The sequence below is a fragment of the Pseudomonas sp. BNK-15 genome (assembly GCF_047456105.1).
GTDB classification, from domain to species: domain Bacteria; phylum Pseudomonadota; class Gammaproteobacteria; order Pseudomonadales; family Pseudomonadaceae; genus Aquipseudomonas; species Aquipseudomonas putida_E.
In genome coordinates this window covers 1,073,491-1,085,921 of sequence record NZ_CP179898.1, presented here as the reverse complement: position 1 = coordinate 1,085,921, position 12,431 = coordinate 1,073,491, and the positions used below count along the sequence as shown (strand labels likewise).

Annotated in this window: 11 protein-coding genes and 1 tRNA gene; 3 read left to right on the top strand and 9 right to left on the bottom strand. The window is 63.4% G+C overall.

Going from position 1 to position 12,431, the window contains the following annotated elements; translation table 11 throughout:
- Window positions 1–6 precede the first annotated feature (6 nt).
- From ACMGF5_RS04915 to ACMGF5_RS04905, 3 genes are read left to right on the top strand one after another with little or no spacing between them, the layout of a single operon-like run.
- Window positions 7–1,518: an efflux transporter outer membrane subunit gene (locus ACMGF5_RS04915; RefSeq protein WP_414157603.1), complete on the top strand. Its 1,512-nt coding sequence runs from the start codon at window positions 7–9 to the stop codon at window positions 1,516–1,518.
- A complete protein-coding gene (locus ACMGF5_RS04910; RefSeq protein WP_046784570.1) occupies window positions 1,518–2,603 on the top strand; it encodes an HlyD family secretion protein in 1,086 nt (361 codons plus the stop codon). Before ACMGF5_RS04915 ends, ACMGF5_RS04910 begins: the two co-directional genes overlap by 1 nt.
- The gene (locus ACMGF5_RS04905; protein ID WP_414157602.1) at window positions 2,593–3,603 is read left to right on the top strand and encodes a DUF2955 domain-containing protein; all 1,011 of its coding nucleotides are present in this window, start codon (window positions 2,593–2,595) and stop codon (window positions 3,601–3,603) included. Before ACMGF5_RS04910 ends, ACMGF5_RS04905 begins: the two co-directional genes overlap by 11 nt.
- 4 nt (window positions 3,604–3,607) lie before the next feature.
- Here the strand turns inward: ACMGF5_RS04905 and ACMGF5_RS04900 are convergent, their stop codons facing one another.
- The 9 genes from ACMGF5_RS04900 to ACMGF5_RS04860 form a co-directional block, all read right to left on the bottom strand.
- Window positions 3,608–5,329: a SulP family inorganic anion transporter gene (locus tag ACMGF5_RS04900; protein WP_115273859.1), complete on the bottom strand. Its 1,722-nt coding sequence runs from the start codon at window positions 5,327–5,329 to the stop codon at window positions 3,608–3,610.
- Between the two features lie 273 nt (window positions 5,330–5,602).
- On the bottom strand, window positions 5,603–6,703 hold the full coding sequence (gene ychF / locus ACMGF5_RS04895; protein ID WP_046784567.1) for a redox-regulated ATPase YchF: 1,101 nt from the start codon (window positions 6,701–6,703) through the stop codon (window positions 5,603–5,605).
- A gap of 22 nt (window positions 6,704–6,725) precedes the next feature.
- Window positions 6,726–7,310 (bottom strand): aminoacyl-tRNA hydrolase, encoded by a 585-nt coding sequence (gene pth, locus ACMGF5_RS04890; protein ID WP_008099045.1) that lies wholly within the window; start codon window positions 7,308–7,310, stop codon window positions 6,726–6,728.
- 76 nt (window positions 7,311–7,386) lie between these two features.
- Window positions 7,387–7,983: a 50S ribosomal protein L25/general stress protein Ctc gene (locus tag ACMGF5_RS04885; RefSeq protein WP_012316267.1), complete on the bottom strand. Its 597-nt coding sequence runs from the start codon at window positions 7,981–7,983 to the stop codon at window positions 7,387–7,389.
- A 118-nt stretch (window positions 7,984–8,101) separates the two neighbouring features.
- Window positions 8,102–9,043, bottom strand: coding sequence for a ribose-phosphate pyrophosphokinase (locus tag ACMGF5_RS04880; protein ID WP_003247410.1), 942 nt, complete (start codon window positions 9,041–9,043; stop codon window positions 8,102–8,104).
- Between the two features lie 48 nt (window positions 9,044–9,091).
- Window positions 9,092–9,166 (bottom strand) — tRNA-Gln (locus ACMGF5_RS04875).
- A 19-nt stretch (window positions 9,167–9,185) separates the two neighbouring features.
- Complete coding sequence (gene ispE, locus ACMGF5_RS04870) at window positions 9,186–10,046, bottom strand: 4-(cytidine 5'-diphospho)-2-C-methyl-D-erythritol kinase (RefSeq protein ID WP_119687774.1); 861 nt, start codon at window positions 10,044–10,046, stop codon at window positions 9,186–9,188.
- A 3-nt stretch (window positions 10,047–10,049) separates the two neighbouring features.
- Window positions 10,050–10,667, bottom strand: a complete 618-nt coding sequence (gene lolB / locus ACMGF5_RS04865; RefSeq protein WP_046784565.1) for a lipoprotein insertase outer membrane protein LolB — start codon at window positions 10,665–10,667, stop codon at window positions 10,050–10,052.
- 4 nt (window positions 10,668–10,671) lie between these two features.
- On the bottom strand, window positions 10,672–12,393 hold the full coding sequence (locus ACMGF5_RS04860; protein ID WP_414157601.1) for a tetratricopeptide repeat protein: 1,722 nt from the start codon (window positions 12,391–12,393) through the stop codon (window positions 10,672–10,674).
- Window positions 12,394–12,431 lie beyond the last annotated feature (38 nt).

Sequence of the window (12,431 nt, the reverse complement as noted above, 5' to 3'; positions counted from 1 at the left end):
CCTGCCATGCCCAGGCGCTGCTGTGGGTTGAGCCTGCTGATGGTGCTGGCCGGTTGCACCCAGGTCGGCCCGGACTATGAGACGCCCCGGCACCCATGGCTGGACAGCTGGAGCACGCCATTGCTCGAGCAGGCCCAGCGCAGGGCTGAGCAGCCGGAGCTGCGCCAGTGGTGGGCAGTGTTTGCCGACCCGGCCTTGGACGCACTGATCGCCGAGGCCGACGCCAATAACACCAGCCTGCGCCTGGCCGGCCTGCGCGTCGCCGAGGCCAGGGCGCAGTTGGCCATCGTCCAGACCGGGCGTTATCCACAGTTGCAGCAACTGCGTGGGCAGAGCCTGTACCTCAAACAGGACCAGTCCGGCACCGACAGCGCCCGCGATTCGGTGTTCTGGCAGTCCAGCGTGGGTTTCGATATCGGGTGGGAGATCGACTTCTGGGGGCGTTTCAGCCGCGCCATCGAAAGCGCCGATGCCGCTTATTTCGCGTCCCAGGCCAATTACGCCGACGCCATGCTGCTGATGCGTGCGCAGGTGGCCGACACCTACTTTGCCCTGCGCACCGCCGAGGCGCGGCTGCAGATCGCAACGGAGAACGCCAGGCGCCAGGCGCGTAGCCTGGAGATTACCGAGCGGCTGTTCCGCCACGGCGAGAACGACGAGCTCGACTGGCAGCAGGCGCGTACCCAGTACCTGGCAACTCAGGCCACGATTCCCGAGTTCGAAAACCAGCTCAATGCCTTGCGCAATGTGCTCTGCGCATTGCTCGGCAGGCCGCCCGGGCCGTTGCCGCAGTTGGCTGCTCGGTACGGCCAGTTACCACTGCCGGACCGGGCTGTGTTGCAGGACGTGCCCGCCAGCCTGCTGCAGCGGCGCCCCGACATTCGTGCCGCCGAGCAAGCCGTGGCGGCGCAGTCGGCACTCGTCGGGGTGGCCACTGCGGATCTTTATCCACAGCTGAGCCTGCTGGGCAGCATTGGCTGGACGTTCGTATCGGCCAATCAACTGCCTAACACCTTCGACCTGGCTGCCGGGCCAAGCCTGATATGGAGCCCATTCGACTATGGCCGCCGCAAGAATGCCGTGCGTGTCGAGGATGCGCGCCTGCAGCAGTTGATCGAGCTGTACCAGCAAGGGGTGCGTGAAGCTGCGCGTGAGGCCGATGACGCCGCCAGTGGCCTGGTGCGTTCGCTGCAGAGCGCCAGCATTCGCCAGGAGGCCTCGCAGGCCGCCCAGCGCTCGCTGAGCCTGGCCAGCGCCCAGTACCAGGAAGGTTTTGCCGATTTCCAGCGCGTGCTCGATGCCCAGCAACTGCTGTTGCAGCAGCAGGACGGCTACCTGGTCAGCCGGGGCAACGCAGTGAGCAGCCTGGTGACGCTGTACAAAGCGCTGGGCGGTGGTTGGGACAACCAGCGCAAGCCCGTTGACCCGGCCACCCGCCAGCAGATGGAAAACCGTACCGATTGGGGTGACCTGCTGGACGAGCCGGCCCCCGCCGACCCTGAACAAGGTGAGCCCTGATGAGTGACGCCGTGGACACGCCCCCTGACCGCGCCATGCACTGGGTGTTGGTGCTGATCATCGTGAGCCTGGTCTGGTACCTGCTTGCCGACCGGTTCACGCCTTACACCCAGCAGGCTCGTCTGCAAGCCTATGTGGTGCCCGTGGCCGCTGAAGTTGCCGGGCAGGTCAAGCGCGTGGCGGTGGGCAACAACCAGCAAGTGCGCCAGGGTGATGTGCTGTTCGAGCTGGATCAGGAGCAGTACCGCATTGCCTTGACCCGCGCTCAGGCAGATCTGGATACGGTACGCCGGCAGATCGGCGCCAATACCGCCGGCATCGACTCGGCCAAGGCCGCCTTGGTGGCGGCCCAGGCCAACGAGCGCAAGGCCCGCCAGGATGCCGAGCGGCTCAAACGGCTGATCGAAGAAGACCCAGGTACAGTGTCTGTCCGTCGCCTTGAAGGGGCGCAGGCGACCCGCGACCAGGCCATCAGCCAAGTGGCGGCAGCCCGTGCGGAAGTCGAACGGGCGCGGGAGCAGCAAGGCGGGGTGGAGGCGGACAACGCGCAACTGCGCAGTGCGGCGGCCAATGTCGAAAAGGCCCGCCTGGACCTGGCCCGCACCGTGGTGCGCGCCGATGCCAATGGGCTGATCACTGACCTGCGCACTGACGTGGGCCACTATGTTCCCGCCGGCAGTGCGATGATGACCCTGATCGCCATCCACGACGTGTGGATAAGCGCCGACATGACCGAGAACAACCTCGGTCGTCTGCGCCCTGGTACACCGGTGCTGGTGGTGCTGGACGCCATGCCCGGTAAGGTATTGCAAGGGCATATCCGCAGCATCGGCTATGGCGTGAGTGTGGGGCAGGGTACGCCGCCGGGCGCCTTGCCGACCGTACAGAACAGCCGCGAATGGCTACGCTCGGCGCAGCGCTTCCCGGTGATCGTCGAGCTCGACCGAGACCAACTTGCAGACAGGTCCGGGCTGCGTGTGGGCGGTCAGGCCGAAGTCATGGCCCTGCCCGGCGAAGGTAACCCTTTGAACCTTCTGGGGCGTGTGTTCATGTGGCTGATGAGCTGGCTGTCCTATGCCTATTGAGCTGCGACGCCTGCGCGCTCTGCGCCTGGCCTTGGGCGTGGCGCTATGCCTGGTAGCGAGTTTTGGCCTTGGCCTGCCGGTGCCCATACTTGCCCCGGTATTCGCGGTGCTGTTGTTGACCATGCGCAGTGAGCCGTTGCCGATCAAGGCGGCACCGATGTTGGCGATACTGGTGTTGCTGAGCTGTGGCAGCGGCCTTTTGCTGATACCCATTTTGCGCCATGCGCCGGTGAGTGGCGTGTTGCTGGTCGGCGTGGGGGTATTTCTGGTGTTGCGCTATGCGCTCAGGGGGGGCAACGGCTTGCTGGCCAACCTGTTGGTGGTTGGCCTGACCATGATCGCCGCTGCCGGTACCAGCGATTTCACCCTGGCGCTCATGGTGGTCGAGGCGATGGCCAAGGGCATGCTCCTGGCGGTGCTGGGGACGGCGTTGGCCCATGTGCTGGTTCCAGAACCTGCGGATGCGCCTGCGCAACCTGCGCCACCATTGCCCGATCGCGCCGATGTCGGCTGGATAGCCCTGCGTGCCACGCTGATAGTCATGCCGGCGTTCCTGCTGGCGCTGATCGCGCCCGACGCGTTCATGCCGCTCATCATGAAGGCGGTGAGCCTTGGGCAGCAGGCTGGCGAGACCCGGGCCCGGCATGCCAGTCGTGAGCTCATCGGCTCGACGGTGCTGGCGGGGGTGTTGGCGATGCTCATGTGGGCGGCATTGAGCGTGTTCGTGCACGTGTGGATGTTTTTCCTGTGGGTGCTGCTGTTCACGCTGTGGCAGGGGCGCAGGCTCTACCGCGTGGTAAGCACGCGGCACAGCCCGGCGTACTGGGTGAGTTGCCTGACCACGCTGCTTATCCTGCTGGGGCAGTCAGTGCAGGACAGTGCAGCCGGCCAGGACGTCTACCGGGCGTTTGCGGTGCGCATGGCGTTGTTTCTGGCCGTGTCGCTGTATGCCAGTGCCCTGCTGATATGGCTCGACCGGCGTCGGCTCAGCGCCGTTTAGCGGCTCATGGCTTCCAGTCCACCCCGGTGTCCTGCAGATAAGCATCCACCGCAGCACCGACAGTGGGGTGAAACGCCGTTTCTCCCATGTGCTGGAACAATTCGAAGCGTTTCATCTTGTCTTTCACCGGGTCCTTCATCTCGGCGAACTGCAACTCGACTCCCCGGGCCTCCAGCGCCCGGTCGAGTTCGGCCAGCATGTCCGCCGAAGTGATATCGATGCTGGTCACCGGTTCCGCTGCGATCACCAACCGCTGCACGGGGGTAGGCGACTCATCCACCGCCGCCAGCACCGTGGCCTGAAACTGCTCGGCATTGGCGAAGAACAGCGGCGCATCCCAGCGCAGCAGTACCAGCCCCGGTACCCTGCGAGCCTGTGGATAACGCTGCACGTCATGGTAGCCGCGGGTGCCGTCCACCCGCCCGAGCACCGCATGATGCGGTCGCCAGCCATCCCACAGGAACTCGATCACCGAAATCGCCACGGCAATGCAGATGCCGGGGATGGCGCCGAACACCGCAACCCCCACGAAGCAGGTGAACGACAGCCAGAACTCCCATTGCTGCATGCGAAAGATGCGCTTGAGGTCGGCAAACTCGAACAGCCCCAGTGCCGCCGCGATCACCACTGCGGCCAGTGCGCTGTTGGGCAGGTGTTGCAGGAGGTTGGGCGCGACCAACAACAGGATTGTCACAGCCACCGCACCGATGATGCCGGTAAGCTGGGTCTTTGAGCCGGCCGCCTCGGCCACTGGAGTACGCGATGAGCTGCTGCTGATCGGGATGCCCTGGAACAGCCCGGAGGCCAGGTTGGCCACGCCCAGGCCGAACATTTCCTGGTTCGGGTTGACCGGTGTTTTCAGGCGCGCCGCGTAGGTGCGTGACAGCACGCTGGTATCGGCGAACGACACCAGCGCCACGGCGATACCGCCCAGCAGTACCTCGACCAGGTCGATGTCGGTCACCCAGGGAAAGACGAAGCTGGGCAAGCCCTGGGGTAGTTCACCGAGTACTTTCACACCCATCTGGTCGAGGTCTAACAGGCTTACCGCCAGGGTGGCGAGCACCACGGCGATGAGGATGCCCGGTAGGCGCTTGTAGGGCTTGAGCAGCAGGATCAACGCCAGGCTGGCGCCGCCGACTGCAAAGCTGGGCCAGTGCCCCTGGCCGGCGATCAAGGTCTTCGCCAAGTACCACAGGTCGCGCAGGGGCCCCTGGCTGTCGATCGATAGGCCGAACAGCTTGGGCAACTGGCTGATCAGCACGGTGAGCGCGATGCCGTTCATGTAGCCATAGCGGATAGGCTTGGACAACAACTCGGTGATGAAGCCCAGGCGCATCAGGCCGGCGATCACGCAGAAGGCGCCGGCCACCAGGGCCATCAGGCTGGCGACGGCAATGGCTCGCTGTGGGTCGCTGGCGGCGTACTGCACCACCACGGCGAGGATCGGCGCGGCCAGCGCTGAATCCGGGCCCAGCACCAGGATCCGGCTGGGGCCGAACAAGGCGTAGGCCAGCAAGGGAATGATGGTCGCATACAAGCCGTAGATGCCGGGTACACCGGAGGCTTCGGCGTAGGCGATGCCCACGGGCACCAGCATGGTGGTGAGCACCAGCCCGGCAGCGATGTCCTTGGGCAGCCAGGCGAGCTGGTAGTGCATCAGCGTGGCCAGCCCGGGGAGCCAGCGTTGCCAGTCGAAGCCGGGGCGGGGCGGTGTTTCATGCATGGTGGTGGCTCCTGGGCGGAGGTCGCATGAAAGTGCTTTTAGTGGGCTGGCCCGAATGGGCGCCACTGCGCAGCCCCCAGATGTAAGCCAATTACCAACTTGAAACCGAATGCTTCAATTCAAGATAGCTTGGGAATTGTCCTGCGCAGGCCTCAGCAATCCAGACACTCGCCCAGGCGTATCAGCAAAGCCCTGTGAACACCAAAAAAAACCCTTGAGCCGCGAGGCTTCAAGGGTTTTTTACTCGGCCTGTATCAAGCCCGTGCTTACAACTCAGACGTTGAAGCGGAAGTGCATGACATCGCCGTCTTTGACAATGTAGTCCTTGCCTTCCAGGCGCCACTTACCGGCTTCCTTGGCACCGCCTTCACCCTTGAACTGGATGAAGTCGTCATAGGCCACCACTTCAGCGCGGATGAAGCCTTTTTCGAAGTCGGTGTGGATCACACCCGCTGCCTGAGGCGCGGTGGCGCCGATGCGGACGGTCCAGGCACGCACTTCCTGCACGCCGGCAGTGAAGTAGGTCTGCAGGTTGAGCAGCTCGTAACCGGCGCGGATCACGCGATTCAGGCCAGGCTCTTCCAGGCCCAGGGCCTCGAGGAACATGTCCTTCTCTTCACCGTCGTCCAGTTCGGCGATCTCGGCTTCGATCTTGTTGCACACCGGCACCACGACAGCGCCTTCTTCTTCGGCGATGGCCTTGACCACGTCCAGGTGCGGGTTGTTGTCGAAGCCGTCTTCAGCCACGTTGGCGATGTACATCACCGGCTTGCTGGTCAGCAGGTGGAAGCCACGGATGACGGCTTTCTCGTCGTCGGCCATGTTCTTCATCAGGCTGCGTGCCGGCTTGCCTTCGGTGAAGTGCGGGATCAGCTTTTCCAGGATTGCCTTTTGCGCCAGGGCTTCCTTGTCGCCGCCCTTGGCGTTGCGGGTGACCTTCTGCAGTTGCTTCTCGCAGCTGTCCAGGTCAGCGAAGATCAGCTCCAGGTCGATGATCTCGATGTCGCGCTTGGGGTCGACGCTGTTGGAAACGTGGATCACGTTTTCGTCTTCGAAGCAGCGCACCACGTGGGCGATGGCGTCGGTCTCGCGGATGTTGGCGAGGAACTTGTTGCCCAGGCCTTCACCTTTGGAGGCACCGGCCACCAGGCCGGCGATGTCGACGAACTCCATGGTGGTCGGCAGGATGCGATTAGGCTTGACGATTTCCGCCAGCGCAGCCAGGCGCGCGTCGGGCATCGGCACGATGCCGCTGTTCGGCTCGATGGTGCAGAAAGGGAAGTTCTCCGCCGCGATGCCAGACTTGGTCAGGGCGTTGAACAGGGTGGACTTGCCGACGTTGGGCAGGCCGACGATGCCGCAATTGAAACCCATGGGTATTCCCCTCTCTAGGAAATCAGGCCTTCTGGCTGTGCAGCTCGCGCATTGCCTTGGCGAAATCGCCGGCAAGCACGTCCGGCAGCACGCCGAGGGCAAAATCGATGCTGGCGTCGAGCTTCTCCTGCTCGGCGCGCGGCGCGCGGCCCAGGACGAAGTTGGAGACCAGTTTGGCGTCACCCGGGTGGCCGATGCCAAGCCGCAGGCGGTGGAAGTCGTTCTGGTTGCCGAGCTGCGCGATGATGTCGCGCAGGCCGTTGTGCCCACCATGGCCACCGCCGCGCTTGAGCTTGGCGACGCCTGGAGGCAGGTCGAGTTCGTCATGCGCCACCAGTATCGCTTCCGGCTTGATGCGGAAGAAATTGGCCAAAGCCGCCACGGACTGGCCGCTACGGTTCATGTAGGTGGTGGGGATGAGCAGACGAACGTCGTTGCCCTGATGGCTGAATTTAGCCGTCAGGCCGAAATACTTGCGGTCAGCGGTCAAGGAGACGCGCTGGGCGCTGGCAATGCGTTCAACGAAAAGAGCCCCTGCGTTATGCCGGGTCTGTTCGTATTCGGGGCCGGGGTTACCCAGGCCGACGATCAACTGGATGGCGGTCACGTAGGGGCTCTTCCTTGGAGTTGGTGGGTTACGGTGCGCGGCACTGTAACCCGATCAACACCGGCGCGCGAGTGGATTACTCAGCGGCGCCTTCTTCAGCTTCTGGAGCAACGCGTGGCGCGTGAACGTTGGCAACAGCTTTGTCATCACCGTGGGCCAGAGCGACGAACTCTACGCCTTTCGGAGCTTTCAGGTCCGACAGGTGGATGATGGTGCCGATTTCAGCGTTGCCCAGGTCGACTTCGATGAACTCAGGCAGGTCTTTGGCTTCGCAGGAAACTTCGATCTGCGATTCAACGTGCGAGATCTCGCCGCCTTTCTTGACCGGGGCTTCTTCGTTGATGAAGTGCACTGGAACAACAGCGGTCAGCTTCTGGCCAGCAACGACGCGAACGAAGTCGGCGTGCATGATGAAGCCTTTGGCCGGGTGGCGCTGCATGGCCTTGACTACGACGTTCTGCTTGGCGCCGTCGACGTTCAGCTCGATAACGTGGCTGAAGGCAGCTTCGTTTTCGAACAGTTTGGCGATTTCCTTGGCCACGATGGTCAGGGATTGAGCTTCTTTATCGCCACCGTATACAACGGCCGGGATGTTCAGCGAGTGACGCAGGCGGCGGCTCGCACCTTTCCCCAGGTCACTACGCACTTGGGCGTTCAGAGTGAAATCAGTCATTTTGTTTCTCCAAAATAGCCCCCCGAGGGCGTTTGCGACCAGCGCCAACGGGGATGGCAAAAAAGCCCCGCCCCAACACATGCTGGGGCGGGGCGCTTCATATCAACACGTATTCCGCTTAGCGGAACATCGCACTGATCGATTCTTCATTGCTGATGCGGCGCACCGCTTCAGCAACTACCGGTGCGATATCCAGCTGGCGGATACGGTCACAGGCTTGAGCAGCGGCGGACAGCGGAACGGTGTTGGTCACCACCAGCTCGTCCAGTACCGACTTCTCGATGTTCTCGATCGCACGGCCCGAGAGGACAGGGTGCGTGCAGTAGGCATAAACCTTGGCCGCGCCGTGTTCTTTCAGTGCCTTGGCCGCATGGCACAGAGTGCCGGCGGTATCGACCATGTCGTCTACCAGGATGCAAGTGCGCCCTTCGACGTCGCCGATGATGTGCATGACTTCGGAGTGGTTGGCCTTTTCACGGCGTTTGTCGATGATACCCAGGTCGACACCCAGGGACTTGGCGACGGCACGTGCGCGCACGACACCACCGATGTCCGGGGAGACGATCATCAGGTTCTCGAAACGCTGGTCTTCGATATCGTCGACGAGTACGGGCGAACCGTAGATGTTGTCGACCGGGATATCGAAGAAACCCTGGATCTGGTCAGCGTGCAGGTCGACGGTGAGAACACGGTCGATACCCACGACAGTGAGCATGTCAGCGACGACTTTGGCGCTGATGGCTACACGTGCCGAACGCGGACGGCGGTCCTGGCGGGCGTATCCGAAGTAAGGAATCACGGCGGTGATTCGGGATGCTGAGGAGCGGCGGAAGGCGTCGGCCATCACTACCAGTTCCATCAGGTTATCGTTGGTCGGGGCACAGGTCGGCTGAATAATGAAGACGTCTTTACCGCGGACATTTTCATTGATCTCAGTGCTGATCTCACCGTCGGAGAATTTACCGACAGAGACGTCACCGAGAGGGATATGCAGCTGACGTACGACACGCCGAGCCAGATCGGGGTTAGCGTTCCCCGTAAAGACCATCATCTTGGACACGCGCAGTACCTGGAGGCTGAGGGTATACCTGGATGAGTATAAGGAAAATGGCAGGGGCGGCTGGATTCGAACCAACGCATGGCAGGATCAAAACCTGCTGCCTTACCGCTTGGCGACGCCCCTGTATCTGTTGCTGCGAGCGCTAGGCACTCGACTTCTTGACCAGACTTTGCAGCTTGCGATGCAACATCGAAACATTGCTTCCTTTCGCCACAAACCCTGTTTGGGTCGCTGAAAGAAGGGCCAGAACTTTATCAGCTTCGGCTTTGCTTGGGAAGGCCCCAAACACACAACTTCCAGTGCCGGTTAATCGAGCTTCAGTGAATTTACCCAGTGAATTCAACGCGTTGCGAACTTCCGGGTAACTCTGCTCTACCACCGGTTGGCAGTCATTTCGACTGTTTCCCTCGGGAACGGGGCGCATCTTAAGGGGGAGGGAATCACGTGTCAACTGTGGATGTGAAAAAATTTCTACTGTGCTGACAGACACTTGCGGCACCAGCACGACGTACCAGGGTTCGGCCGGGTCGACCGGGGTCAATTGCTCACCCACTCCTTGGGCGAATGCTGCATGGCCACGCACGAACACCGGCACGTCGGCACCCAGTGTCAGGCCCAGGGCAGCCAGGCGATCCTCGTCCCAATCCAGTTGCCACAAGTGCGCCAGCGCCAGCAGTGTGGTCGCTGCATCCGAACTGCCGCCGCCGATGCCGCCGCCCATGGGCAGCACCTTGGTCAGCCATATATCGGCGCCAAGGCCGGTGCCGGACTGTTCCTGCAGCTTGCGCGCGGCGCGCACGATCAGGTTGCTGTCGTGGGGCACCGCTTCGATCTCGGTGTGCAGGCGGATCGCGCCGTCTTCACGCAGGGCGAAAGTCAGCTCGTCGCCGTGATCGAGGAACTGGAAGACGGTTTCCAGTTCGTGGTAACCGTCCGGGCGGCGGCCGATGATGTGCAGCCACAGGTTGAGCTTGGCCGGGGCGGGCAGGGTGAGCCTGTGCATCGGTCAGCGCCCCAGCTGGCGTGGCTGCCAGTCCTTGACCACCAGGGTCACGTCGAGGTCCTTGCCGTGCAGCTTCAGGCGCTCGGGCAGCCAGTAACCGTTCTGTTCGGTGTAGCTCAGGTACTGCACCTGCCAGCCGTCCTGGTCCAGGCTGGCCAAGCGGCTGTCGCCATCGAGGGTCAGCTTGCTCTTGCTGTCGGGGGCGGGCAGGCCGCGCACCCACCAGACCAGGTGCGATACCGGCAATTGCCAGCCCAGCTGTTCTTCCAGCAACGCTTCGGGGCTGGCCGCTTCGTAGCGGCCCTGATTGGCCACTTCCAGTACAACACCGCCGGGGCGGCCGGTCAGGCGTGCAGCGCCTCGGCCCAGCGGGCCGGCCAGGCGGATGTCGTAATAGTCCTGGCGCTGCAACCAGAACAGCGTGCCACTGCCGGAGTCGCGCGGGGCGCGGATGCCGACCTTGCCGTTGATCTGCCAGCCGTCAAGGCTGCTCAGTTGCTCTTTATGGGCGCGCCACTGCTGTGGGTCGCCGTGGCCCTGCAGGGCCTCCCGGCTACCGAAGCCGGCACAGCCGGCCAGCAGGGCGATCAGGGTAAAGGTGATGCAATGGCGCAAAAACATGGCGTTAAAGGGTCTCGGATCCGGTCAGGCGCAAGACGGTCTTGCGCAGGATAGGGCTGTCGGGCTGGGCCTCGAAGGCCTTGGCCCAGACCTGGCGAGCTTCACGGCGCTTGCCGTTGGCCCACAGAACTTCGCCCAGGTGAGCAGCCACTTCATGGTCGGGGAAGCGCTCCAGGGCCTGGCGCAGGTAACGCTCGGCCTCTTCGAGGTTGCCCAGGCGATAGGCGACCCAGCCCATGCTGTCGAGGATTGCCGGGTCGTCCGGGGTCAGCTGATAGGCCTTTTCGATCAGGGCCTTGGCTTCTGTGTAACGGGTCGTGCGGTCAGCCAAGGTATAGCCCAGGGCGTTCAGCGCCATGGCGTTTTCCGGTTCGCGGGCGATGATGGCGCGCAGGTCTTTTTCCATCTGCGGCAGGTCGTCACGCTTTTCGGCCAGCATGGCGCGGGTGTAAAGCAGGTTGAGGTCGTCCGGGTAGCGCTGAATGGCCTGCTGCAGCACCTGGTTGGCCTGGGCGTCCTTGTTGTTGTTGCTGTAGCTTTCCGACTCGATCAGGTAAAGCTGGATGGCGAGCTCCGGCTGCGCCTCGCGCGCCTCGGCGAGCTGGCGTGACGCTTCGGTGCCGCGACCATTGGCGATGAGGATGTCGGACTGGCGCAATTGTGCAGGCAGGTAGTCGGGGCCCGGGCCGACCAGTGCGTATTCGCGCAGGGCGCCGGCCGGGTCGTGGCGTTCTTCGGCGATGCGGCCCAGGTTCAGGTGGGCGGCGTCGACGTTGCTGTCGCGCTCGATCAGCTCACGCAGGTAGCTCTCGGCTTCGTCCCAGTCCTTGTTCTCCAGGCATACCAGCGCCAGCGAGTAACGTAGCTCGTCGTCGTCGGGGTATTGCTGGACCAGGCTGATGAACTCGGCCTTGGCATCGGCGATGCGGTCCTGTTCGACCAGGGTGCGCGCATAGGTCAGGCGCAGGCGCTTGTCGTCCGGGTTGTCGCGGATCGCCCCGCGCAGCAGCGGCAGGGCTTCCGGGCCGCGGTCCAGGGCCTGGAGCAGGCGGGCACGAAGCAGGGTCGGGGCTATCTCGCCATTTTGTGCCGGGTGTGATTCAAGCAGTTCGAGGGCTTCTTCGGCCTTGCCGTCCTGATTCAGCAGCAGCGCCTTGCCGAACACCAGCTGGCTGTTGTCGGGGTACTTGACCAGCAGGCGGTCGAAACTCTGCATCAGGCCGTCGCGGGTGCTCTGGTCGGTCTCTGCGGCCGACAGGGCGAGGAAGTCGAAGTGCGTGTCGCCCTGGCCCTGCAGCACCTTCTCCATATAAGTCATGGAGTCGTCATAGCGGCCTGCGCGGGCCAGCTGGATGGCCGCGGCGCGCTGGGCGTCGAGGTTCTGCGGGTCGTTGCGGGCCCAGATCAATGCGCTGTCCAGGGCCGGCTCGTCGGCGCCGAGGTATTCGGCGATGCGGTAGGCCCGCTCGGACACGCCCGGGTCCTGGGTTTTCTCGGCCTGGTCGGTGTAGTTGGCCAGGGCGATATCAAACCGGTTGCGCTGGCCGGCCAGCTCGGCCACCAGCAGGCTGTAAAGCGTGTCCTGCTTGAACGACCCATACACCACGGGCTTCTCGGCCTCGGCCTTGCCGGCTTCGGCAACGGGAGGCTCGGCCTTTTGCGGGGCCAGGCTCTGGCAGCCCTGGAGCAGGGCGAAGGCAAGCAGCAGTGCGTAGGGTCTGTTCATATAAAGAGGCTTAGAAGGACTTACCGGCGGTCGGAGCA